This is a genomic window from Pseudomonas sp. HLT2-19-2, assembly GCF_054898005.1.
In genome coordinates, this window is the sequence record NZ_CM142712.1 from 5,258,215 (window position 1) to 5,279,973 (window position 21,759).

General features: G+C 54.8%; 27 protein-coding genes. 21 read left to right on the top strand and 6 right to left on the bottom strand.

The genetic code is table 11. The annotated features are described in order from the left end of the window. Nucleotides 1-137 precede the first annotated feature (137 nt). The 5 genes from pilB to yacG are packed head-to-tail and all read left to right on the top strand — an operon-like array spanning nucleotide 138 to nucleotide 4,749. Nucleotides 138-1,838, top strand: a complete 1,701-nt coding sequence (pilB, locus tag ACYZTU_RS24650) for a type IV-A pilus assembly ATPase PilB (protein ID WP_461966219.1) — start codon at nucleotides 138-140, stop codon at nucleotides 1,836-1,838. Nucleotides 1,839-1,840: 2 nt separating this feature from the next. Then, nucleotides 1,841-3,058: a type II secretion system F family protein gene (locus ACYZTU_RS24655; protein ID WP_461966221.1), complete on the top strand. Its 1,218-nt coding sequence runs from the start codon at nucleotides 1,841-1,843 to the stop codon at nucleotides 3,056-3,058. Nucleotide 3,059: 1 nt separating this feature from the next. Next, entirely contained in the window at nucleotides 3,060-3,932 is an 873-nt protein-coding gene (locus ACYZTU_RS24660; protein WP_461966223.1) for a prepilin peptidase, read from the top strand. Next, nucleotides 3,929-4,552: a dephospho-CoA kinase gene (gene coaE, locus ACYZTU_RS24665; RefSeq protein WP_461966225.1), complete on the top strand. Its 624-nt coding sequence runs from the start codon at nucleotides 3,929-3,931 to the stop codon at nucleotides 4,550-4,552. The genes ACYZTU_RS24660 and coaE overlap by 4 nt, the downstream gene beginning before the upstream one ends. Further along, on the top strand, nucleotides 4,549-4,749 hold the full coding sequence (gene yacG / locus ACYZTU_RS24670; protein WP_253418608.1) for a DNA gyrase inhibitor YacG: 201 nt from the start codon (nucleotides 4,549-4,551) through the stop codon (nucleotides 4,747-4,749). The genes coaE and yacG overlap by 4 nt, the downstream gene beginning before the upstream one ends. Before the next feature lie 3 nt (nucleotides 4,750-4,752). Here yacG and ACYZTU_RS24675 read toward each other — a convergent pair whose 3' ends face one another. The 3 genes from ACYZTU_RS24675 to ACYZTU_RS24685 form a co-directional block, all read right to left on the bottom strand. Continuing rightward, on the bottom strand, nucleotides 4,753-4,968 hold the full coding sequence (locus ACYZTU_RS24675) for a hypothetical protein (protein WP_449645896.1): 216 nt from the start codon (nucleotides 4,966-4,968) through the stop codon (nucleotides 4,753-4,755). Nucleotides 4,969-5,031: 63 nt separating this feature from the next. Beyond that, nucleotides 5,032-5,721 carry an energy-coupling factor ABC transporter permease gene (locus ACYZTU_RS24680; protein ID WP_461966227.1) on the bottom strand — a complete coding sequence of 230 codons (690 nt, stop codon included), beginning with the start codon at nucleotides 5,719-5,721 and terminating at the stop codon, nucleotides 5,032-5,034. Between the two features lie 42 nt (nucleotides 5,722-5,763). After that, on the bottom strand, nucleotides 5,764-6,051 hold the full coding sequence (locus ACYZTU_RS24685) for a hypothetical protein (protein WP_461966229.1): 288 nt from the start codon (nucleotides 6,049-6,051) through the stop codon (nucleotides 5,764-5,766). 116 nt (nucleotides 6,052-6,167) lie between these two features. Between ACYZTU_RS24685 and ACYZTU_RS24690 the strand changes: the two genes are divergently transcribed. Continuing rightward, a complete protein-coding gene (locus ACYZTU_RS24690; protein ID WP_461966231.1) occupies nucleotides 6,168-7,448 on the top strand; it encodes an MFS transporter in 1,281 nt (426 codons plus the stop codon). Nucleotides 7,449-8,127: 679 nt separating this feature from the next. Here ACYZTU_RS24690 and ACYZTU_RS24695 read toward each other — a convergent pair. Together ACYZTU_RS24695 and ACYZTU_RS24700 are read right to left on the bottom strand one after the other, a co-directional pair. Further along, the gene (locus tag ACYZTU_RS24695; protein ID WP_461966233.1) at nucleotides 8,128-8,274 is read right to left on the bottom strand and encodes a transposase; all 147 of its coding nucleotides are present in this window, start codon (nucleotides 8,272-8,274) and stop codon (nucleotides 8,128-8,130) included. A gap of 236 nt (nucleotides 8,275-8,510) precedes the next feature. Then, nucleotides 8,511-9,251, bottom strand: coding sequence for an NAD-dependent epimerase/dehydratase family protein (locus tag ACYZTU_RS24700; RefSeq protein WP_461966235.1), 741 nt, complete (start codon nucleotides 9,249-9,251; stop codon nucleotides 8,511-8,513). A gap of 224 nt (nucleotides 9,252-9,475) precedes the next feature. Between ACYZTU_RS24700 and ACYZTU_RS24705 the strand changes: the two genes are divergently transcribed. The 7 genes from ACYZTU_RS24705 (at nucleotide 9,476) to ACYZTU_RS24735 (ending at nucleotide 14,148) form a co-directional block, all read left to right on the top strand. Then, nucleotides 9,476-9,928: an alpha/beta fold hydrolase gene (locus ACYZTU_RS24705; protein ID WP_461966237.1), complete on the top strand. Its 453-nt coding sequence runs from the start codon at nucleotides 9,476-9,478 to the stop codon at nucleotides 9,926-9,928. A gap of 8 nt (nucleotides 9,929-9,936) precedes the next feature. Next, complete coding sequence (locus tag ACYZTU_RS24710; protein ID WP_461966239.1) at nucleotides 9,937-10,260, top strand: alpha/beta fold hydrolase; 324 nt, start codon at nucleotides 9,937-9,939, stop codon at nucleotides 10,258-10,260. 443 nt (nucleotides 10,261-10,703) lie between these two features. Beyond that, the gene (locus ACYZTU_RS24715; RefSeq protein ID WP_461963881.1) at nucleotides 10,704-12,041 is read left to right on the top strand and encodes an IS4 family transposase; all 1,338 of its coding nucleotides are present in this window, start codon (nucleotides 10,704-10,706) and stop codon (nucleotides 12,039-12,041) included. 80 nt (nucleotides 12,042-12,121) lie between these two features. Next, nucleotides 12,122-12,784, top strand: coding sequence for a tyrosine-type recombinase/integrase (locus tag ACYZTU_RS24720; protein WP_461966241.1), 663 nt, complete (start codon nucleotides 12,122-12,124; stop codon nucleotides 12,782-12,784). Next, nucleotides 12,784-13,317, top strand: a complete 534-nt coding sequence (locus ACYZTU_RS24725) for a hypothetical protein (protein WP_461966243.1) — start codon at nucleotides 12,784-12,786, stop codon at nucleotides 13,315-13,317. The genes ACYZTU_RS24720 and ACYZTU_RS24725 overlap by 1 nt, the downstream gene beginning before the upstream one ends. Before the next feature lie 232 nt (nucleotides 13,318-13,549). Continuing rightward, entirely contained in the window at nucleotides 13,550-13,804 is a 255-nt protein-coding gene (locus ACYZTU_RS24730) for an AbrB/MazE/SpoVT family DNA-binding domain-containing protein (protein ID WP_461966245.1), read from the top strand. After that, nucleotides 13,801-14,148: a type II toxin-antitoxin system ChpB family toxin gene (locus ACYZTU_RS24735; RefSeq protein WP_083374992.1), complete on the top strand. Its 348-nt coding sequence runs from the start codon at nucleotides 13,801-13,803 to the stop codon at nucleotides 14,146-14,148. Before ACYZTU_RS24730 ends, ACYZTU_RS24735 begins: the two co-directional genes overlap by 4 nt. A 364-nt stretch (nucleotides 14,149-14,512) precedes the next feature. On the opposite strand, the gene ACYZTU_RS24740 is transcribed toward ACYZTU_RS24735, so the two are convergent. Then, nucleotides 14,513-15,781 carry an IS110 family RNA-guided transposase gene (locus ACYZTU_RS24740; protein WP_461966247.1) on the bottom strand — a complete coding sequence of 423 codons (1,269 nt, stop codon included), beginning with the start codon at nucleotides 15,779-15,781 and terminating at the stop codon, nucleotides 14,513-14,515. 425 nt (nucleotides 15,782-16,206) lie between these two features. Between ACYZTU_RS24740 and ACYZTU_RS24745 the strand changes: the two genes are divergently transcribed. The 8 genes from ACYZTU_RS24745 to ACYZTU_RS24780 all read left to right on the top strand — a co-directional run bounded on the left by ACYZTU_RS24745 (nucleotide 16,207) and on the right by ACYZTU_RS24780 (nucleotide 21,753). Next, nucleotides 16,207-16,455, top strand: coding sequence for a hypothetical protein (locus ACYZTU_RS24745; RefSeq protein ID WP_461966249.1), 249 nt, complete (start codon nucleotides 16,207-16,209; stop codon nucleotides 16,453-16,455). Nucleotides 16,456-16,469: 14 nt separating this feature from the next. Then, nucleotides 16,470-16,922, top strand: coding sequence for a hypothetical protein (locus ACYZTU_RS24750; RefSeq protein ID WP_461966250.1), 453 nt, complete (start codon nucleotides 16,470-16,472; stop codon nucleotides 16,920-16,922). 118 nt (nucleotides 16,923-17,040) lie between these two features. Continuing rightward, complete coding sequence (locus tag ACYZTU_RS24755) at nucleotides 17,041-17,526, top strand: GNAT family N-acetyltransferase (RefSeq protein ID WP_461966252.1); 486 nt, start codon at nucleotides 17,041-17,043, stop codon at nucleotides 17,524-17,526. A gap of 112 nt (nucleotides 17,527-17,638) precedes the next feature. Further along, nucleotides 17,639-17,872 carry a hypothetical protein gene (locus ACYZTU_RS24760; RefSeq protein WP_461966254.1) on the top strand — a complete coding sequence of 78 codons (234 nt, stop codon included), beginning with the start codon at nucleotides 17,639-17,641 and terminating at the stop codon, nucleotides 17,870-17,872. 128 nt (nucleotides 17,873-18,000) lie between these two features. Beyond that, the gene (locus ACYZTU_RS24765; RefSeq protein WP_461966256.1) at nucleotides 18,001-18,231 is read left to right on the top strand and encodes a DUF7706 family protein; all 231 of its coding nucleotides are present in this window, start codon (nucleotides 18,001-18,003) and stop codon (nucleotides 18,229-18,231) included. A 166-nt stretch (nucleotides 18,232-18,397) separates the two neighbouring features. Next, a complete protein-coding gene (istA, locus tag ACYZTU_RS24770) occupies nucleotides 18,398-19,420 on the top strand; it encodes an IS21 family transposase (protein ID WP_461963748.1) in 1,023 nt (340 codons plus the stop codon). Further along, on the top strand, nucleotides 19,417-20,205 hold the full coding sequence (gene istB, locus ACYZTU_RS24775) for an IS21-like element helper ATPase IstB (protein ID WP_131061594.1): 789 nt from the start codon (nucleotides 19,417-19,419) through the stop codon (nucleotides 20,203-20,205). Before istA ends, istB begins: the two co-directional genes overlap by 4 nt. A gap of 294 nt (nucleotides 20,206-20,499) precedes the next feature. After that, nucleotides 20,500-21,753: a TnsD family Tn7-like transposition protein gene (locus ACYZTU_RS24780; RefSeq protein WP_461966258.1), complete on the top strand. Its 1,254-nt coding sequence runs from the start codon at nucleotides 20,500-20,502 to the stop codon at nucleotides 21,751-21,753. Nucleotides 21,754-21,759 lie beyond the last annotated feature (6 nt).

A 21,759-nucleotide genomic window follows, 5' to 3' on the forward strand; every position in this document is an offset into this window, starting at 1 on the left:
GCGTGCGATCGATACAAACCCCTTTCATACCCCCAGAATCCGCACTATCTGACACTTTTTGTCACCTGAACGTCGCTGGTTTGGTTCCCCCGCTTGACTAGGCTATAAGTCATGAACTGTCTGCGTCCGGTATCCCAATGAATGACATCGCCCTTAGCGGTCTGGCCAAGCAATTGGTCCTGGCCGAGCTGCTCACTGACAAAAGCGCGCAACAGGCGTATCAGCAAGCCCAACGCAATCACATCTCCCTGGTCAGTTACTTGGTGCAGAACAAGCTGGTGAAAAGCCGCCAGGTCGCCGAGATCGCGTCGGAACACTTCGGCATGACCTTGCTCGACCTCAACTGTCTGGACAAGGAAACCCAACCCAAGGGTCTGGTCAGCGAGAAACTGATCCGCCAGCACCACACCCTGCCCCTCTGGCGGCGCGGCAACAAGTTGTTCGTGGGCGTTTCCGACCCGACCAATCAGCAAGCCATCAATGACATCCAGTTCAGCACCGGCTTGAATACCGAAGCCATCCTGGTGGAGGACGACAAACTCACTGATGCCATCGAAAAATTCTTCGACAGCCCAAGTACCGGTCTGGAAGACATGGCCGATGTCGACCTTGATGGCGTGGATATCGAGTCGATCGATGACAACAGACAGGACGCCATCGCCGGCCAGGATGCCGACGACGCGCCCGTGGTGCGCTTCGTCCACAAAATGTTGCTGGACGCGATCAAAAGCGGCTCTTCCGACCTGCATTTCGAACCTTATGAAAAAACCTACCGCGTGCGGATGCGTACCGACGGTATTTTGCGTGAAGTCGCCAAACCACCGATTCAACTGGCCAATCGCATCGCCGCGCGGCTGAAAGTCATGGCCAGCCTCGACATCTCGGAACGACGCAAACCCCAGGACGGGCGGATCAAGATGCGCCTGTCCAAGAGTAAGTCCATCGACTTTCGGGTCAACACCTTGCCGACCCTGTGGGGCGAGAAAGTGGTGATTCGGATCCTCGACCCGTCCAGCACTCAAATGGGCATCGACGCCCTCGGCTATGAGCCCGATCAGAAAGACCTGTACATGGCCGCCCTCAAGCAGCCACAGGGGATGATTCTGGTGACCGGGCCCACCGGTTCGGGCAAAACCGTGTCGCTCTACACCGGGCTGAACATTCTCAATACCGTGGACATCAACATCTCCACCGCCGAAGACCCGGTGGAGATCAACATGGAAGGCATCAACCAGGTCAACGTCAATCCCAAGCAGGGACTGGGCTTTGCCCAGGCGCTGCGCTCGTTCCTGCGCCAGGACCCGGACGTGATTATGGTCGGCGAGATCCGCGACCTCGAAACCGCGGAAATCGCCATCAAGGCGGCCCAGACCGGACACCTGGTGCTGTCGACCCTGCACACCAACAGCGCCGCCGAAACCCTGACCCGCCTGCACAACATGGGCATCCCGGGTTTCAACATTGCCACCTCGATCAGCCTGATCATTGCCCAGCGCCTGGCGCGCAAATTGTGCAGCCATTGCAAGAAACCCATCGAAATCCCCCGGGAGGCGCTGCTCAAGGAAGGCTTCCCCGAGGAACGCATCGGCTCATTCACGATCTATGAGCCAGTCGGTTGCGATCACTGCAACAACGGTTACAAAGGCCGAGTCGGGATTTATGAAGTGGTGAAGAACACCCCTGACCTGCAACGGCTGATCATGGCCGAAGGCAATTCACTGGAAATCGACATCCAGATGCGTAAGGACGGCTTCAACGACCTGCGTACGTCGGGCCTGCTCAAAGCCATGCAAGGCATTACCAGCCTTGAAGAAATCAACCGGGTCACCAAGGACTGAATATGGCGGTCAAAGCAGCAAAAATCGGCGTCTACACCTGGGAAGGTACAGACCGCAAAGGCACCAAAATGACGGGCGAGTTGAGCGGTCAGAACCCGGCGTTGATCAAGGCCCAGTTGCGCAAGCAGGGCATCAATCCCGGCAAGGTACGCAAGAAGTCGGCCTCGATTTTCAACATGGGCAAGCGCATCAAGGCCCAGGACATTGCCCTGTTCACCCGGCAGATGGCGACCATGATGAAAGCCGGTGTACCGCTGTTGCAGTCCTTCGACATCATCGGTGAAGGCTTTGATAACCCGGCCATGCGCACACTGGTAGATGAGGTAAAACAGGAAGTCGCGGCGGGTAACAGCTTCGCCGCTTCCCTGCGCAAAAAGCCCCAATACTTCGATGAGCTCTACTGCAACCTGGTCGATGCCGGCGAGCAGGCGGGTGCTCTCGATACCCTGTTGGAGAGAGTGGCGACCTATAAGGAAAAGAGCGAAAGCCTCAAGGCCAAGATCAAAAAGGCCATGACCTACCCGCTGGCGGTGGTGTTCGTTGCGATCATTGTGACCGGGATTTTGCTAGTCAAAGTGGTGCCGCAGTTCGAATCGGTATTCAAAGGGTTTGGCGCCGAATTGCCGGCTTTCACGGTGATGGTCATTGGCTTGTCGGAGTTCATGCAGGCGTGGTGGTGGATGATGCTTGGCGTGCTGATCGCGGTGATCTTCGGCGTGCGCCACGCCTTTAAAACCTCGCAGGGCTTTCGGGACCGGATGGACACCTGGTTACTGAAACTGCCGTTGATTGGCACGCTGATGTACAAGTCTGCCGTGGCCCGTTACGCCCGCACACTGTCGACCACCTTCGCCGCCGGAGTGCCGCTGGTGGAAGCCCTGGATTCGGTGGCCGGCGCGACGGGCAACATCGTATTCAAGCGTGCGGTGCTGCGTATCAAGCAGGACGTATCCACCGGTATGCAGCTGAATTTTTCCATGCGCACCTCCGGCATCTTTCCCAACATGGCGATTCAGATGACCGCCATTGGCGAAGAGTCCGGCGCGCTGGACGACATGCTCGACAAAGTCGCGAGCTTCTACGAGGACGAAGTGGACAACATGGTTGATAACCTCACCAGCCTGATGGAGCCGTTCATCATGGTGGTACTGGGTGTTATCGTCGGCGGCCTGGTGGTTGCGATGTACCTGCCCATCTTCCAACTTGGCTCAGCGATCTGACATGCCCTTGAACGACATTCTGACCCTCTACCCGCTGGTCTTCGTGATCGCAGCCATGTTGGTTGGCCTGCTGATTGGCAGCTTTCTCAACGTAGTGGTCTGGCGCCTGCCAAAAATGCTTGAACGCGAATGGCGCCAGGAGGCTCGTGACGTATTGGGCTTGCCAAGCGAGACACCGCTGCCGACCTTCAACCTGATGCTGCCCCATTCCAAGTGCCCTCATTGCGGCCATCGCATCCGTGCCTGGGAAAACATTCCGTTGCTCAGTTACCTGTTTTTACGGGGGCGGTGCTCGAACTGCGCGGCAGCGATCAGCAAACGCTATCCGCTGACCGAACTGGCGTGCGGTTTGCTCTCGGCGCTCATCGCGTGGCATTTCGGTTTCGGCTGGCAGGCCTGCATGGCGCTGGTCCTGAGCTGGGGGTTGCTGACGATGAGCCTGATCGATGCCGAGCACCAACTGCTGCCGGATGTGCTGGTGCTGCCACTGATGTGGCTGGGACTGATCGTCAACAGCTTCGAGCTCTTCGTGTCCCTGCATGACGCATTGTGGGGCGCGGTGGCCGGTTACATGGCGTTGTGGTCAGTGTTCTGGCTGTTCAAGTTGATCACCGGCAAGGACGGCATCGGCCACGGCGATTTCAAGTTATTGGCAATGCTCGGGGCCTGGGGTGGCTGGCAGATTTTGCCCATGACTATCCTGCTGTCATCGCTCGGGGGGGCGATCATCGGGGTGATTTTACTGCGCCTGCGCAACGAGAAAACGTCGACACCGATCCCCTTCGGACCCTTTCTGGCCATTTCCGGCTGGATTGCCTTGCTCTGGGGTGGTCAAATAACCGACTTCTATTGGCAGTTTGTCGGTTTGAAATGAATACCCCTGTGGAAAAACCCTGGATTCTCGGCCTGACGGGCGGCATCGGCAGCGGCAAAAGCGCGGCGGCCCAACACTTCATCGACCTGGGCGTGCACGTAGTGGACGCTGATCATGCGGCGCGCTGGGTGGTGGAACCGGGGCGCCAGGCGCTGGCAACGATCGCCGAACACTTCGGCCCCGGCGTCTTGCAAGCCGACGGGCAACTGGATCGCGCTGCGCTGCGCAAACTGATCTTCGAAGTGCCAGACGAACGCCGCTGGCTCGAAGCGCTGCTTCATCCGCTGATCGCCAAGGAAATCGCCGATCATCTGGCCAAGGCACAATCACCTTACGCGATTCTGGTTTCGCCGCTGCTGATCGAGTCCGGGCAATACGCCATGACCCAAAGGGTCCTGGTGATCGATGCCCCGGAACAGCTACAGATCGAGCGCACCCTGCAGCGTGACCAGACCAGCGAGCAACAGGTCCAGGCGATCCTCAAGGCTCAGTCCAGCCGCCAGGACCGCGTGAGCCATGCCGACGATGTTGTGGTCAACGACCGCGACCTCGCCTGGCTGCACAGCGAGGTGGACCGCCTGCATCACTTTTACCTTACTTTGCCTGGAGGCCAGTCATGAGCCAAACCCCAACCGTCGATTGCCCAACCTGCGGCGCCCCTGTCGAATGGAGCCCCGAGAGCAAATTCCGGCCTTTCTGTTCGGACCGTTGCAAGCTGATTGACCTGGGCGCTTGGGCGTCGGAAGAACACAAGATTCCAGTCAGCCCGGATGCCGAAGACGAACTGTTCAGCGAAGACTTCGACCCGCGTCACTGATCTTCAAGGCCGCATAAAACCGTAGTCCTGGTTGTCATCGAGGTTTTCCGCAAGAAAACGCAACTCATCGGCCAGGTCTTCGGCGCTGCGCACTGCCTTGCTCTGTTGCACCACTGCGCTGAGCAAGGCGCGCAGGCTCAAACCCGGATCAAACCCCACTTCCTGCGCCCCATCCAAACTCTGGCGCAACTCCTGCCTTGCCCATTCGTAGACACTCATTTCGATGCTCCTGAAGGTTTCCCCCAGCATGGATTCGTGAGCGGTTTTTGCATTTGATGTGGATCAAGATTTGGGATCGTCGTCTTTCCAGGGCGCCGAAAGGTAGCGCGTGCGATTGAACGTTTCCAACCACTCGGGGCAAAACACCACCAGCGCGCTGACCACCATGCCGTTGATAAATGCTTCCGGGAAAATCAGCAGCCACAGATAACCGACAAAATCTTCCAGCCAGTACGGCATGGCGAAACGTTCGTTGAACCACAGCAACCACAGCGCCAACAGCAGGCACAGCAACGCCGACAGCGCCGCCGAAAAAAAACCGGACACGAAGATATATACAAAGGGATTACGCGGTTGTGCACGCTCCACCAGGATCGCGCAGCACTCGGTGACCAGCACCGGCAGCAGAATCAGCAGCGCGCCGTTGACCCCCATCGCCGCCAGATCTTGTCGCCCGAGCAGCACTAATCCCGCTTGCGCGACCAATCCGCCGACAATTGCCAGCGGCCAGTCGAGCAACAGGGTCACGGCGGTCATGCCGATAAAGTGGTAGGACACGCCGGTGTCGAAGTCTTGTCGCACCAGCCAGAGCATGAACAGCGCGAACACCGTGCCGAACAACAGATGCTGGCGGCGGCTGTCGCTGAACAGTTCGACCCACGGTGCTCGCGCAACGGCCCAGATCAGCACCGGAACATAGATCAACCACCCCGCCGTGAGGGATTCAGGTGACAGTAATTCGGCACCGATCATGGTGAGGCGCACTCCTTTGTCTTGCCGAAAGAGAACAGGCCCTCAGTCTACACCGCCCTTTGAATTCGCTTCGGCTTCGGGCCGGCATACCTGTGTCGGTACTTGCACGATGTGCCCGCCCAAGGCAAATTGCTTGATGTCGGTTGTTCCGCCGGCGGCTTGATGATTCTTTTCGCCAAACGGGGCTGGACTGTCAGAGGCAATGACCCCGACGCTTGCCCCCGTTATGACTTCGTCAAGATCGATACCGAACCCAAACCGTTGTTCCTCGACTTCGATAACCCCTTGTCCTTCGACGGCATCACCAACTCGTTGAAGAACGCCGGTCACGTAAAATTCTCGGAAATGCGACCGTGCCCCGATGAGCTTTGGCTCGAAGAAAAGCGGGGTTGCTTCTGCTGTGAAATACGCACGACCTTTTTTTCCACTGGCGAGGCTCTTGCGACATGAGCAACGAAAATACAGGCTCTTGCATCAAGGCCGAGCAGGAAGTCAAACACACGTTTTTGTACCTGTTTTTGACCATATTCATCCCCTTTGGCCTCGGGCATTTCGTGTCGTATCTGTTTCGCACGGTCAATGCCTTGATCTATGTGGACCTGGAACGGGAACTGCACATGCCCGCCAGCAGCCTGGGCCTCCTGACCGGCGTGTACTTTCTGACCTTCGCCGCGGCGCAGATTCCGCTCGGCGTCATGCTCGACCGCTACGGTCCGCGCAGCGTGCAGGCGCCCATGCTGCTGTTCGCTGTATTGGGCTCGCTGATTTTCAGCTTCTCCCATACCGAACTGGGTCTGATCATTGGTCGCGGTCTGATCGGGCTGGGTGTTGCTGGTTCCCTGATGAGTGCGATCAAGGCGTGCGCCATCTGGCTGCCGGTCGAACGCCTGCCGCTGAGTACGGCTTGCCTGTTATCGGTAGGCGGCCTAGGCGCCATGGCGTCCACCACGCCGTTGCACGAACTGCTCAAGTGGATCTCATGGCGTGAAGCATTCTTGATTCTGGCGCTACTGACTTTGTTCGTCTGCGTGGTCATCCATCTCAGCGTGCCGCGCACCTACAAACCCAAACACACCACTCTCGCCGAAATGTCCAAGGCCGTGGGGACGCTTTACTCCTCGTGGGTATTCTGGCGACTGGCGTTGTACTCGGTATTTGCCCATGCGATCTATATGTCGGTGCTGTCGCTGTGGATGGGACCGTGGCTACGCGATGTCGCCCAGTTGAGCGAGTCCAGCATGGCCAATACCCTGCTCTGGGGTACCGTGGCGATGGTTGCAGGCTCGTTGGCTTTCGGCTCGATCACCGACTACCTGCGGCGCTTTGGCGTGCAACCGATCATGGTGTGCGGCGCAGGGGTTTCGATCTTCATCGTATTTCAATCGCTGATGATCAGCGGACTGCCTGTATCGCCGGTGCTGATTGCTATGGGTTTCAGCTTCTTCGGTACCTCCACCACCATGAACTACGCGATCGTAGCTCAGTCGGTATCGCCTGAACTGGCCGGGCGGGTCAGCTCGTCGTTCAACCTGGTGGTGTTCGTGCTGGCGTTCGTCTTGCAATGGCTAATGGGGGAAATACTGAACCTGTGGCCGGCAACTGGGCAAGGGCACCCGGTGGAGGCTTATCAGTGGTCGCTGGGAGTGATGATTGCATTGCAAGTACCGGGGGTGTTGCTGTGGCTGAGTTTTAAACCGTGGGAATTGAAAACAGCGGCGGCGCGGTAAAACTATGACTGTCAGGTCGTTTTCGCTCACTGCCTTTATTAAGATCACATTTGATATTGAAGAATAAAGTCTGTCGCGACCAACCCGCTGGAGGCATTGATATTCCTGAGATCTCCAAACCAAGAATCTCTTCGGAAAGTCTGTCGCCGCTGCTAAACGGCAATATTTTCTGTGTTCCTCTGCGAATAAAGTCTGTCACGCGGTCGGCTAAGTACGCAGGTGGGTTGGTGTAGCGGCGTTTTAATCAACGAGCCGTTGCATTTGCTCAACTGACTGACAGCACGAAAGCCTTAGAAAGGGACTACGACGGCCTGCTCTTGCAGGCCGTCGCTGGATTGACGCATGAAATGGTCTGAGACATGTCGGGAATGAAAGCCTGAGCCAGGCTCTAATGGGAAACGAAGCAATTGCTTCGTGTAAATCACTTTTATGCCTTGTTAACTACCGTGATTAACAGTGCAAAAATTGGGTTTACAAGGAAGTGAAGGTCGCCAGTTTCAGTAGATACGTTGGGTATCCCTTTCTGAGTGGGTAATAGCACTGACTTGCCCTCCCATTTGCATTCGACCTGACCAGTCATTTGCATCGGATTTGACCATCACGCTTCGTGACCATTACCGGCAGAGAACGACCCATAGCGACCCTCCGTGAGGGGCAGAAACCGGCCAATAGCGGTCGCTTATGACAGACCGCTGACGCCCCAGACGGCCGCTTTGGCGTTGATGCCATGGCGCAGGGCTACGCTGGCCATCGACACGCCGGGTTGCAGGCATTCCTGGACGATCTGGGCTTTAAAAGGTTTGGGATAAGAGGTTCGTTGGCGCATGGCAATCCTGACGGTAAGGGCGATGGTGTCCACGTATTTTTAAGTGGAGAACATTGCCCTTATTGCGGGGATCGGGTAGGTGACTTCGCCGGACGCTTACCCTCATCAAGCACGGAAAGCGGGAGTAAATCAAATTCGTTATTATTGAGCGCAACGGCAAGATATCCATCATTGCCCGGGAAGACTGATTCGCTGTCTTTTTGAAGAGCGCGAAGTGAGCTGGAAAACTTTCATACTCAATCAGGCTGAGCGTGCCCTTCTAGAATTTTAAATGCATCGTCTAGGGGCGCGTACCCAACGACCTCTCTAGTCTTATCAATAGCAAGGCGTTTGTATCTGTTGTCTGAGACACCATGGATAACGTGGAATCCGTTCAGCTCGGCTTCAACGCAATTTCGCAGTAACGCGACGACGTCCCTCACACTAATAAACGCAGCGACGTCCCTGGGACTGTGAATTTCCCCCGGTTGAAATTGGGCGACGTTGGCAATGCGCACGGCGATGGTCGTCATCTCACCTTCGTTTGCATACAACGACGCCAGTGCTTCCCCGAACGCTTTGCCGACCCCGTAAAAATTGCCGGGTCTGGGCGCCATGCATTCGTGGACTTGCACATCCTTTGGATAACCTTCGATGGCTTGGGCGCTACTGGCAAAGATGAAGCGCTTGCAGCCTTGCGCGTTCGCGGTGAACAGCATGTTGTAGGTGCCAACAATATTCACCGGCAGGACAGAGGTCATGAAGTCAGCATCTGGATTAGGATCAGCCGCTAAATGAATAACGGTGTCAATTCCTTCGCAGGCCGCAAGGCAGCTGGCCTGATCCCGGATGTCGAGAGCGAAGCGTTCTACTGAGTCCGGAAAACTATTTACGTCGATATCGGCTAAACGCAAACTCAGTTTATCGCCATACGCAGTCCAAAAAGCGCTGCCGATCTTGCCAGCAGCACCTGTGATCAAAATTTTTCGCGCACTCATGTCCGTGTGTCCTCAGGGCGAGACTCCATTCTGGCCTCTCGGCAGTTTCGATGAGTATCATCATTGGTCGCCGCACATCAAGGTGTTTGCCAGAGCCCGCAGAGGCATGCCAAATAAAAATCGCACCCTTTTTTGCGAAGCAAACGCAAGACGCTGTCTTAACAGCAGTTAGGCCAAGGGGAAATCCCATGACAACGCACCGACTAACCATCAAAGAGTTGGAATTGAATATTTCAATCTGCGGTCAAGGCTCACCGCTTCTCTTGCTCAACGGCTTGGGTGGTTTGATCCGTGCGTTCGATCCCCTGCGCAAAGAATTGGTGGACTACACGACCATAACGTTTGACGTGCCCGGTGTCGGCAAATCGCAAATGCCCCGCTGGCCGATGCGTCTGCCGCGCCATGCCGACTTGATTGCCGAGATGCTCAAGCAATTGGGAATCGACAAAGTCGATGTGTTCGGCGTGAGTTGGGGCGGTGCACTGGCGCAAGAATTTGCCCTGCGTTACCCGAGCATGGTGCGCCGGCTGATCCTCGCGGCGACTTCGGCAGGCCCGGTGGTGCTGGTGAAGCCCGCCGACATCGTGGATTTTTTTGGCAGGAGCAAAAGCGCCACACTGCGCAAGCAAGAAGGCCCCCGGAATTCGATACACAGACGCTGCTTCACTTCGGTGTGAGAAACGGCATGCTCACCGTCAACCCGCGAACCTATTACCACCAGCTCGCTGCCTTGGTCGGCTGGACAAGCCTGCTGCGGCTGTTCCGTCTGCGCCAACGCACGCTGATCCTCACCGGTGACCGCGACACCCTGGTGCAGATGTACAACGCGCATATCCTGCGCCGCACCATCCGCCGTTCCGAAGTGCACGTCCTAAAGGGCGAAGGGCATTTTTTCGTGGTGACGAGTGCCAGGCGCACTGCCGAAGCGATACGTGAATTCCTTTGCCAGCAGCACAGCGATGAAGAGCCTGCGCCGATGGGGGAAATCCAGAGAATTGGGAAACGGTGAAAGAGACAGTGGGAGTAGTTGTGGCGGGCTGGATCAACTTTGGTGCATTTTGTTCAAAAGGCCATTAACCGAATGAATGCTTAGGGTCGTTTTATGCCTCTCGCGACGGGCAGACAACGACCCAAAGCGGCCCATCGCATGAGGCAGAAAACGGCCAGAAGCGACGTCCAGCCCACCACATTTCCTCAGGCAGAAGCAGACAGTCGACTCGGTTCTGGTTTCGCCCGATAGTGAATGCTTGCAGCATGCGACTGCATACCTAAAAGCAATTCTGGCTTATTGCCAATACCGTATATCCCCATATGCCCCCTCTCTCACTTTCCGTGAACGTGAGTAACACCAACAGGCTGGGGCTATCTCCGCAATGCTGTTCACTTAAGGATTGTTGACTAATTCTCAGACAGCAGGAAAATCCGGAATCTGATAAAGATTCCGGATTTTTTATGTCTGTTGCTCAGGATTTAAGCGCTGTTCTGGACTTCGCTGAACAGCCACTCTCACGCCTTGAGGTGTTCACCGATCACATTCCTCAGGATTGGATCACCGCTGCGGCCGCTCTGGCGGACAAAGCGACTATCCGACGTCGACGCCTGCCTTCGGACATGGTCCTTTGGCTGGTAGTGGGGATGGCGCTTTTCAGAGGAGAGCCAATAGTTGAGGTCGCTCGCCGACTCAATATCTGTGCCGACGGCCTTGCCAATGAAGTGCTTTTGGCCAAAAGCGGCCTGTCTCAGGCGCGCCAGCGCCTGGGTAACCAGCCCGTGGCCTGGCTGTTTCAGCAGTGCGCCAATACCTGGGGATACGAGCGCTACCCGCAAGACGACTGGCACGGCCTTCAGGTTTTTGCCGTCGACGGTGCCTTGTTTCGAACCCCGGAAACGTCATCATTGCGCGAACATTTTGGCTCCGGCAATACCTCCTCCGAGCGTCAAACTCCCTATCCGGTGCTGCGCCTTGTTGCGCTGATGAACGCCCGCTCTCACATCATCGCCAATGCGGCTATCAGCCCTTACCGCAAGGGCGAAATCCCGCTGGCCAAGGACTTCGTCGAGACCATACCCAATCATTCGGTGACACTGCTGGACAAAGGTTTTTTCAGTGCAGACTTGTTGTTGAGCATCCAAAGTACTGAGAGAAACCGGCATTGGATGATCCCGGAGCGCAAAGGTACGGTTCGTACAGAGATTGAACACTACGGCGATGGTGATTACCTGGTACAGATGAAAGTCTCGCCGCAGGCACGCAAGAAGAACCCACTTTTGCCTGAGTACTGGCAAGTACGGGCCGTCACCTATGAAGTCGAAGGGAAAGAAAAAACCGTCTTCACCTCGCTGCCGGCCTCACACTTCAGCGCCGAACAGATCGCCAGCCTTTATCACGAGCGATGGGAAATAGAGCTGGGCTTCAGGGATATCAAAAGCTCGATGCAAGACAATGCCTTGACCCTGCGCAGCAAGACCGTGGATCTGGTGTATCAAGAGTTGTGGGGACTCTTACTGGCTTACAACGTGGTACGTCGGGAAGCCAGTCAGGCGGCGGTTGCTCACAAGCGAGCGCCGAGCGAAGTGAGTTTCAAGTTTGCCTGTCGGCACATCGCCAGCCATCTCGTCGTCATGGCTGGAGCAGTGTCGCCGTCACACACACCCAGACGCCTGGAGGAGCTTCGCGGTAGCGTCGGTGTGCTTTTCATAACAAAACGCCCCAGACCGGCGAGGCCCAGGGCGGTGAAGATGTCAAAAACCCGGTATCCGGTTAACCGCAAAGCTGCTCCGCTTAAGTGAACAGCATTGGGGGCTATCTCCGGCCTTTTTGTTGACGTACTATGTCAGGATTGATGGTAATTAAGCATTTAGAGTGATCCATGCCAAAGGCTATCGTTATCGAAGATGAACAGCTTGAGCATGCGGTGAAAGTCGCCAAAATGAGCAGCCCCGAGAATGGGGGCCGTGATGCGGCGTTGTTGTTGACCTGCTTTGGCACTGGCATGACCGTGACGGAGATTTGCCGCCTACGTGTGAGCGATTATCTGACTGAATCCGGCGCTGTGCTGATCGACTCCCAGGTACGTGCAGAGATTGCCTATAACCATCGTTCAAGGCCGTTGTGCTGGACCAGTAAGAAACTGACCAATGCGATAGATGCGCACCTTGCAGAACGACTTGTGCGCGGTCACGGCGTTTCAACCAGGGTGATGGCTTTCCGTGGCCTTGATCCCGACTCGCCCTTGTTCGTCTCCGGTCGAACAGGCGAAGGGTTAAAGATTAGTGCTCAACGCCGGGACGGCAAGACCTATTACAGCGCGAACCAGCTCAGCCGGTTGTACACGCGCCTGTTTGGCCTTGCCGGGATCGAGGGAGCCAGTGCGCAGTCAGGGCGGCGAACGCTCGCGGTCAAGCTCAAGCGCCGTGGCATCGATCTGCGGCACATAAGCGAGATTCTGGGCATCGAGAGCCTTGAAGCAGTAAAGAAGCTCTGCGCTGGCGATCCTGCGCGGTTGGGTGACATTGTGCGGAGAATTATTTGATGTCGAATCAGGATCACCCGGTTTGGGATGTTTATGACCTTTTGCGCACGGCTCGATTGAATCAACTGTATTACGGACGTCGCCTTCTGACGTTCGAGCGCCGAAATTTCTGGGCTGAAATTACAATCGCTTGTACTTCCTCGACATCTGCGATTGCTGGATTTGCTTTTTGGAAGACGACTGCTGGTCAGCCGTATTGGCAGGGTTTTCTTGCAGTTGCGGCGCTAGTAGCAATCGCGAAACCGTTTCTGAGCTACGCGAAAAAGATCAAGAGCTATGAAGAACTCCTCATAGCTTACAGGTTGATTGCATATGACTTGAGGGATTTACGTCTCGATATCAGTCAGGCGCGTGGCTACGAAAAGGTGCATCAAAACCGCTTCAAGTCCATCAAAGAAAGACTTCGAAATTTTGTCGACAAATCCCCTGAGAGAGTAGAGGTGGCCGGATTAAAAAAATTATGCGAACAGCAAGTTTTATCCGAGCTTCCGAATCATCAATTTTACGTTCCCGGAGCGCTTTTTAATGAGTAACGATAGACAACCACCAAGACAACCTCCGCAGGACCCGCCTCGTCCACGGCCTCAGGATCAACCTAGGCCGGATACCGACCACGGAAAACGACATCTTGAGCCTGATCGGCCTTGGCCGAGACGTTAACTTCATATCCTGTTCTGAGCTAGTATTGTAGATACTATGTTTATACAAATGGCTTGCCCTGTTTGCGAATAGTATCTACAATGTTTCTACTTTATGAGGTGTTTTATGGAAGTGAAAATTCAGCAGTGGGGCAATAGCGCGGCGATTCGCCTGCCCGCGACCGTGCTCAAGCAAATGAGCCTGGTCAGCGGCGATGTGCTGATGCTCGATGCGTCCGCAGAAGTGATGACGCTCAAACCGGCAAAAGCCAAGCTGCACTATCGGCTGGCTGATCTGATGGCCAAGTGTGATTTGAATGCGCCTGAGCCTGCGGAACTGGCTGAGTGGAACGACATGCAGCCAGTAGGACGTGAAGTTTGAAGCGAGCCAAATTTAACCGGGCTGACATTGTGCGCCTGAACCTGAATCCAACCGCTGGCCGTGAGCAGCAGGGCGATTTCCGTCCGGCATTAATTCTCACACCTGCGGCTTATAACGCATCTGGCCTCGCAATCATTGCACCGATCACGCAGGGCGGCGACTTTGCCCGATACGCCGGTTTTGCGGTGCCGTTAAGTGGTTCAGGTACTGAGACTCAAGGTGTTGTTCTGTGTAACCAGGTTCGCACCGTTGACCTTGAGGCCCGTGGCGCAAAGCGTATTGAGTCGGTTCCCGAGGTTGTGATTGACGATGTGCTGGCCCGTGTCCAAGCACTCTTTGAGTAACGGGGAAAAACGCCGGGGGACTGACAAGCCTTGCTACTGAATGGGCCATAAGTCAGTAGAAGGCTTGAGTTCACACTTTACTCTAAGATTTAGTCGAACCAGCTGGAGTAGGAGTAGGCGTTTCTTTGACAGTCTTGGGCTCGGCTGGCGGATGAACCTTCCGCAAGTCTGGACCCGTTGTTTTTTGCGCGTCTTTGTTCATTTGCCGAATCTCATCTTCTGTATACGTTTTGCCTTTATCGTCGGACATGGTCTTCACCTCTCAATAGGGGTGCCTGCGGCCCTTCGTCAGCATAGCTTTCTTTCACCAGACCCCATCCGCATATTTCAGCCAAGCCCCACCATCACGCCCTGAGCCTTTCCGTCAACACGATGTTGCTGTGTCCGGCTCGCTGATCAAAGGCGAGCCGTGCCGTAGCAAGGTCTGTAAATAAACGTTTTCGTCGTACACGGTGCTGGTCTTCCAGCACCGATAAACGATCCGGATCCACTTGAACGCCAGAGCCCTGAGGGCTGCTTGGTAAGAGCTGCCTTTGGCCCTTTGCTGGCGATAATACGCCTCTGCCCACACCGATTGATTGATGCTGTGGGCAGCCCACTCAACAAAGGTCTGGCGCAAAAAAGTTGCGCATTGATAGCGCCAGTGGACGACTTTTTTCTTGCCACTGCGTTCGGTGACCGGGGCAATCCCGGCATATCGCTGCACCGCACTGGCATCCTTGAAGCGATCACGCTGCTCACCAAAGGCGACCATCAACCGTGGTGCAAGCTGCTGTCCCGCGCCGGGCAAGGCCTTGAAGAGTCGGTAGTCGGCCAGGGTGTTGGCAGTTTTTTCGATCTCCCGATCAAAGTCTTTGATCGCCGTGATGATCCCTTTCAGTTGCGAGACCAGGGCCAGCACATACAGCGCTGAAGGACTGACCACGCCTGGATCTTCAGTCAACGGCATGGCTTTGGCGATCAACGCCAAACGCTGCTGATTGAGCTCGGCATGGCGAACATTATGCGCGTGAAGGAACTTCAAAACGCTGGCCGGCCGAGCGCGCTTAAGCGTTTCAAAGGTCGACCAGCGCGCCAGAAATTCACAAAAAACCAGCGTGTCATGGTCATGAAACAGCTCCAGGGCCAACGGGTAGTACTGTTTGAGCATGCACACCAGACGGTTGCTGATCTTGACCCGGTCATCGACCAATCCGCGGCGATGTTCGGTCAGGCTGGCGAGCGAACGCATGGCGGAGCTTTGCTGGACCAGTTGAGGAAACCGTTCGGGGTGATTCAGCAACAGCTCAAGCGCCCATTGAGCATCCGTTGGATCATCCTTGGCGCCACTGGGGACGAAGGTTTTACGGTGCCGGGCCAAGGTGCTCGGATTGATCGGAAAGATACAAAAAAACTCATATTTTTGCAGAGCCGCTATCAGTGGGCCTTTGTTCAACTCCACGGCGATCGCGATCGGGCCACCGTAACGTTGATGCAGCGACCTGGCCCAGCGATCAATCGACTCGGGCTTATGGTCAATGACCTCGAAACTGCGCTGAGCCTCTCCAGCTATCTGCAAACAGGTGTCGTGCTTGGTGTCTGCCCAATCAATTCCGATATAAGCAGTGAAACTCTGAGACAGGAGCGTTTGCATGGAACACCTCAACAGGCGCTAAAGTACATGCAGGGACATGCATGCTTGCGTCCAGCGAAGGCGATATAGAGAGCCGTGTCGGGCTTTCCCTGAGAATTCGTTAGAGGGCGCAAGCGCACCTGTGGACTCGAAGGTGATGGCGTAATCATCGAGTGCTGCGCGGGCATATTCGTAGCCCACAGGTGCATGTTCCTTCCTCGCCGACAACTGACTTCCAGCGATATCAGTATGGAAGAGAAAGGAACGGACTACCTATATCGCGGGGCTGAGGACGTTGAAGGCCGCCGATTTTCGCGCCTGAGAAAACAGATAGGGAATTCCCAGGAACGCCCAAGCCCAGCCCAGCCATGCTGGGCCGAGGCAGTAGAAGGATGCGGTTTTCGCGTCCGCGCAGAAGACAAGGAATCACGATGACATCCGAATAAGTGATCGTCACCACCGATACAGCCGACCTGGAGCAAGCGCCAAAGCCCACCGTTGACGCGGCAAACGTCAAAACGTCGATGCTGTTCAAAGCTGGCCAACCCGTTGCTACAGACGAATTTTGGGAAGCTGTAGACGAAGGCGAAGTACGTCAGTTCAACCGCGAGCGAGCAGACCAACACGCAGAACAGGCGCGCTACAAAGCATCACGCCCAGCGGCTGCTGAAAGCCCGACCGAAGATACGAACTGATCTAGGAATTTGCGATGAACCGGATTTTTACAATAGCGTTGGCATTATCAGCTATTGCACACAGCGCGCTTGCGGCCGAAGTGGCACAGCCCGAACCCAAGCTGGTGACGAACCTTCACGACAATCAGGGCATTCATGAAGACCTGATTGCATCGCAGGAGCTGATTGCTTTGGGGTGCATGGGCAAATTGAACATTACCGCCACGGCATCTGGACATTATGACGCTGCCTCTCTGGCGAAAATCCAGCAATGCGCAGACAACGAGGGAACTGACCTTGCCGCAAAGCTACTGGCTCAATACAAGCGGGGTGAGATTGAGAAGGCAAGAATGCCAACCTACACGTTGCATTACTCGGCAATTTTTGCGAAAGAAAACAATATTGAAGCTCAGAAGACGGCAACGGCTGATTTGATCAAGGCTGCGAGAGAGCAGGGGAAAAAGCATTATCCCTACACGGGGAAGTAAGAAGGAAAATCGCACCAGGACACCCAAGTCCAGCCTTCAAACGCTGGGCCGAGGACGTAGAGGGACGCTCATTTCGTGCGTTCACGAAATCAAAAAATGGAACAGGGAGAGTCACGTAATGCCAGTTATAGTCGATCCTCATATTGGCTTCGTAAGCTTCCAGGAAGCGGTACGCGACGGAACAATCCAACTCGCAAAATGCGCCAGTCATCCCGACCTTTATATGTTTCATGACACGCCAGAACCGGGCGTTCAACGACTGACTTATGCGCTTGTAACCGAAGCATTGGCGAAAGCCTACGCCGTTTACGTTTTGGCTGAGCCGCTCAAAGGAAAACCCTGCTTTGGGGTCGGCTACGCGACTGATGTCGAGTATCGGGGCCAAGGTCTTGCGACAGAGGTCGTTCGGGTGAGTATGGCCGACTTGCAAAAGAATATGGCATCAAAACTACGATCCCCAGGCTTCTACGTCGAGGCGATCATTGGCGCTGACAACTTAGCTTCGCAGGCAGTCGCTGCACGGACTCTCAGTGACAAGCCTAAACAAACGAAGGACAAAGAATCGGGTCAGCCAGCACTGCAATACGTGAAGCTGCTCAGGTAACGAACTGATCCCGGAAAATCGCACCAGGTACCCCCAAGCCCCGGCCTAAAAAACAGGGGCCGAGCCAGTAGAGGACGCCCATTTCGCGTCCGCAATAGATAGGGAATCAACGATGACGAATCTCAATACACCTGAAGAAGTACAGCACCAAGTAGAGGGAACCATCGCTGAGATTAGCGAGGCCAAAACCGAGTTGGAGGCTGAAAAGGCGGCTGCGCACGCTAAGGGATATATCTCGGCACTGCGTTACAGCAATCTGATCGAGCATGCGCTTTTTGACCCGTTGGATACGGGGTTGGATGAGGCGCTTAGGGAATGGCACCGGAAGCACGGCAAGCTGGACTGATGCAAGCGATCTACATGTGAGCAAGCTGAACTGTTGACGGAAATTCCCGATTCACCAACGCCCCTTGATCGGGGCTTTCGCGGTAACAAGGCGCGGCTTTCGCGCTCACAACCAAGGGAATGAGCGAAATGAGCGACAGTCCTCACCTGATACTGACTACAGAAAATCCGCGCACCGAAGAGACTGTTTTTGCCGAATTTGAGCGCGCTGAAATTTGGGCCCTGGCTCAGCTTGTAAAGCGCCTCGGCTTCAACGACTGCCGTGCCAATGCGGTTAGCGATGATGAGGCTTATCTGATGACTGACGCACTGGCGAAGTTGCAGCGCTTTTTGGCAGGCGCTGGGGTTGCTCCGCGTTAAAGGAAAAGTCGCTCAGCTGTATCCCAAGCCTCGGCCGCAAGCCGGGGCCAGGTACGTAGAAAGGGACGCTTTCGCTCCCTAGGTGTCAGTACCGATGCAAAACTGACCCACCCTACCGGTTGAAAACTGACCCACTTGGGCAAAATGCAGCTTTTGCGAGCTGCCCATGCTGTCCCAGGAGCAACACGTGGAAATCAGTGTTCTTATTCGTCAGGGTTTGTCTATTCGGGCCATCGCCCGGCAGATGGGCTGCTCTCGCAATACCATTCGACGCCACCTCAAATTACAGGCCCAGCGCCAGCCCGTCGTCTATGGCCCGCGCGCGCAGCGCGTGGGCAAGCTTGTGCCTTTCGAGGCCTATCTGCGCCAGCGCGTAGAAGCCGCTCGACCCCATTGGATTCCCGCCATCGTGCTGTTGAGGGAGATCCGCGAACAGGGTTACGAAGGCGGGTACTCAATCCTCACCAGCTTTCTGTTGACCTTGAAATCCAAGGCAAACGAAGCCGTCGTTCGCTTTGAAACCGAGCCCGGTGAGCAGATGCAGGTGGACTTCACCGTCATTCGGCGTGGCCGCGATCCGTTGTTGGCATTCGTTGCAACGTTGGGCTGGAGCCGTGCGACCTACGTCGTTTTCTCCCGTCGCGAAGACTCCGCAGCCTGGTGTTCCGGTATCGAAAAGGCGCTGCGTTTCTTCGGCGGTACGCCGCGAAAGCTACTCTTCGACAACGCCAAAACCATCATCCAGGAACGCGATGTTTATGGCCCCGGCCAGCACCGCTGGAATCCTGCGCTATTGAATTTGGCAGAGCGCTACGGCTTCACACCGAAAGTCTGCCGGCCTTATCGGGCGCAGACCAAGGGCAAGGTCGAGCGCTTCAACCACTACCTGAAAAACAGCTTCGTAGTGCCACTGGCCGCGTCACTTAACCAGGTCAACTTGCTGTTGGACGTTGAGGTCGCGAACAGCAAGATCGGCCCTTGGTTGATGGAGGTCGCCAACGCCCGAACACATGCGACGACGGGCGAAATACCGCAACACCGACTGGATACCGAAGTGCACCACTTGTTGCCCCTGCCAGAGATCCAAGGGGTTGCGAGCAGCATGATTTCGGTCGTCCAACCCATGCCGGTGGAAAGCTTGCAGCATCCGCTTTCGGTCTATCAGGCACTGCTTGAGGTACGTCCATGAACCTTCAACATCTGCGCATCGAGTCTCTTTGCCAACAGTTCAAGCTGGACACTTTTGCGACGGACTGGCCGGCACTGGCCCAGCAAGCGGCCGAAAAAGAAACGAGCTATGCCGACTTCCTGGAACAGCTTCTGCTGAGCGAGGATCGCGCTCGAAACGAGCGGCGGCGGCAAGCGCTGCTGCAACAGTCCGGGCTGCCGGCGGTAAAAACGGTTGAACAATACGACTTCAAATTCGCCAGCGGCGCGCCGCAAAGCCAGATCCTGGAACTGGCCGGGCTGGCCTTCATCGAGCGTAAGGAAAACGTCGTGCTGCTGGGGCCTTCGGGCGTTGGCAAAACACACTTGGCCAGCGCTCTGGCTTATCGGGCGATCATGGCAGGCATTTCGACCCGATTCATCTCCGCCGCCGACCTGACTTTGCAACTCGTCGCCGCGCACCATCAAGGGCGCCTGGCTCAGTATTTCAGTCGCGTTGTTCAACGCTCGAAACTGCTGGTGATTGATGAGATCGGCTATTTGCCGTTCGGCCGTGACGAAGCCAACTTGTTCTTCAACGTGATCGCCAAACGGTACGAACATGGCAGCTTGGTGCTGACCAGCAACTTGCCGTTCAGCCAGTGGGCAACGACCTTCGCGGACGACTCGACACTGACCGCTGCGCTGCTGGATCGGCTTCTGCACCATGCGCATATCGTCCAGGTCAGCGGACAGAGTTATCGACTCAAGGACAAGCTGAAATCAGGTCAGGTGGTGCCGAGAGAAACGGCCTCGCCACAGAAATAAACAGACCTCAAACACCGCCGGGGTGGGTCAGTTTTACTTCGGTAGGGTGGGTCAGTTTTCAACCGGTGTTGACAGCAATCAGAGCAATTCAAATCACAGATACTACATGCGGCATTAGTTTCAAGTACAAAAGCCGTAGTATCTACGAAATATAGATTAGGCTTAATGAGCAGTAGCTTTCCCTCAAGACTGCCTCTTAAAGCGTGCTCAGCTTGTATAAAGGTAGACTTAGAGAAATACTCAACCCCTTATTGGCATCTATCGCATCAATATCCGGGAGTCTGGTACTGCAAGGTGCACAAGCTACTATTACAAGAACACCCAATCGACCCTGAACTATTTCGAATAAAAATGTGGCAGTTACCATCCCTTAACACCCTGCCACCTCTAAACACGGAAGGACATACCTTAATAAACACCGAAGCACTCACCGGCATCTCAAGACTGAGTTCAATATGCGAAGCCTACGGTAGGCTCCCTCTAGAAATATCACTCAACCAAGAAACAGTGTTAAAAACACATTATGAAGCGCTGGAATCCTTAACACTCAGAGCCAACTCAAAGCTGCTGCTAACAGAACTCTCGCATAGCTACTACCTTGCAATACGCGACCTAATCAATATACCAGAGCTTTCCGTGCTGCCCTTGACAGCACAAGAAGCAAAATCACAACTAGCAACATTATTCAAAAAAAGAGCCTCAAACACACACCCACTTCGTCATCTTTGTTTTGTCTTTTTTTTATATGGTTCATGGGAAACCTTTTGGAAAGCCTACAACAGAAACATTATAAACAATCATCCCACTTTTGCGCTCCGCGCTTCAGCAGGAGCAGTTTTCACCTCTAAGCCCACATCGGACCTAAGTGAAAAAATATTAGTATTAAAAAACACCGTAAAATGCAGTAGCAAAGAAGCAGCAAAAATATTAGGGGTTAACATTGAAACACTCATCATCCATGCAGAGCGTTGCGGAGTACCGTACCCCAAAAGACCGAAGAAACTTACGCCTCTGATACGTGCCTCCATCCTAAATGAATTAGGCAAATGCATCGATCTACAAAAAATCTCAGATCTATATCAAGTATCCATAAAGACCTTAAAAACTTTGCTAAGGGCTAACCCTCAAATTTATCTGACACATAGGAGAGAAAAATATAAAGCCCTTATTGAGTCATATCGTCAGCGTTGGACCCTTAACATTCGGCTGCACAAAAACGAAACCATCAGGGGGCTCCGAAAGCTCGACAGCCAGACTTACACATGGCTCTATAGGCATGATCAAAAATGGCTTAAAAATATCAACAAAACGAGAACAAAACACACAACCAATAACAGGGTTTCACTCTGGAAAACCAGGGACGACGCGCTATTGGCCCTGCTGCTTCCTGCTATACAATCGCTGCAAGAGAACAAATCTCTATCCCTATCGAATGTATTCAATCGAGTACCCAGACTTAAAAAATACATTAGAAATCTGGCAAAGCTACCAAAAACCCACGAGGCTTTAACTGCTAATAACATCATTAGCAAACCTTTAACACTGTAACCATCT

Bases quoted from the DNA above. Each gene is read 5' to 3' on its own strand.
- pilB (WP_461966219.1), top strand. From the start codon at position 138: ATGAATGACATCGCCCTTAGCGGTCTGGCCAAGCAATTGGTCCTGGCC.
- ACYZTU_RS24655 (WP_461966221.1), top strand. From the start codon at position 1,841: ATGGCGGTCAAAGCAGCAAAAATCGGCGTCTACACCTGGGAAGGTACA.
- ACYZTU_RS24660 (WP_461966223.1), top strand. From the start codon at position 3,060: ATGCCCTTGAACGACATTCTGACCCTCTACCCGCTGGTCTTCGTGATC.
- coaE (WP_461966225.1), top strand. From the start codon at position 3,929: ATGAATACCCCTGTGGAAAAACCCTGGATTCTCGGCCTGACGGGCGGC.
- yacG (WP_253418608.1), top strand. From the start codon at position 4,549: ATGAGCCAAACCCCAACCGTCGATTGCCCAACCTGCGGCGCCCCTGTC.
- ACYZTU_RS24675 (WP_449645896.1), bottom strand. From the start codon at position 4,968: ATGAGTGTCTACGAATGGGCAAGGCAGGAGTTGCGCCAGAGTTTGGAT.
- ACYZTU_RS24680 (WP_461966227.1), bottom strand. From the start codon at position 5,721: ATGATCGGTGCCGAATTACTGTCACCTGAATCCCTCACGGCGGGGTGG.
- ACYZTU_RS24690 (WP_461966231.1), top strand. From the start codon at position 6,168: ATGAGCAACGAAAATACAGGCTCTTGCATCAAGGCCGAGCAGGAAGTC.
- ACYZTU_RS24695 (WP_461966233.1), bottom strand. From the start codon at position 8,274: ATGCGCCAACGAACCTCTTATCCCAAACCTTTTAAAGCCCAGATCGTC.
- ACYZTU_RS24700 (WP_461966235.1), bottom strand. From the start codon at position 9,251: ATGAGTGCGCGAAAAATTTTGATCACAGGTGCTGCTGGCAAGATCGGC.
- ACYZTU_RS24710 (WP_461966239.1), top strand. From the start codon at position 9,937: ATGCTCACCGTCAACCCGCGAACCTATTACCACCAGCTCGCTGCCTTG.
- ACYZTU_RS24715 (WP_461963881.1), top strand. From the start codon at position 10,704: ATGTCTGTTGCTCAGGATTTAAGCGCTGTTCTGGACTTCGCTGAACAG.
- ACYZTU_RS24720 (WP_461966241.1), top strand. From the start codon at position 12,122: ATGCCAAAGGCTATCGTTATCGAAGATGAACAGCTTGAGCATGCGGTG.
- ACYZTU_RS24725 (WP_461966243.1), top strand. From the start codon at position 12,784: ATGTCGAATCAGGATCACCCGGTTTGGGATGTTTATGACCTTTTGCGC.
- ACYZTU_RS24730 (WP_461966245.1), top strand. From the start codon at position 13,550: ATGGAAGTGAAAATTCAGCAGTGGGGCAATAGCGCGGCGATTCGCCTG.
- ACYZTU_RS24740 (WP_461966247.1), bottom strand. From the start codon at position 15,781: ATGCAAACGCTCCTGTCTCAGAGTTTCACTGCTTATATCGGAATTGAT.
- ACYZTU_RS24750 (WP_461966250.1), top strand. From the start codon at position 16,470: ATGAACCGGATTTTTACAATAGCGTTGGCATTATCAGCTATTGCACAC.
- ACYZTU_RS24755 (WP_461966252.1), top strand. From the start codon at position 17,041: ATGCCAGTTATAGTCGATCCTCATATTGGCTTCGTAAGCTTCCAGGAA.
- ACYZTU_RS24760 (WP_461966254.1), top strand. From the start codon at position 17,639: ATGACGAATCTCAATACACCTGAAGAAGTACAGCACCAAGTAGAGGGA.
- ACYZTU_RS24765 (WP_461966256.1), top strand. From the start codon at position 18,001: ATGAGCGACAGTCCTCACCTGATACTGACTACAGAAAATCCGCGCACC.
- istA (WP_461963748.1), top strand. From the start codon at position 18,398: ATGCTGTCCCAGGAGCAACACGTGGAAATCAGTGTTCTTATTCGTCAG.
- istB (WP_131061594.1), top strand. From the start codon at position 19,417: ATGAACCTTCAACATCTGCGCATCGAGTCTCTTTGCCAACAGTTCAAG.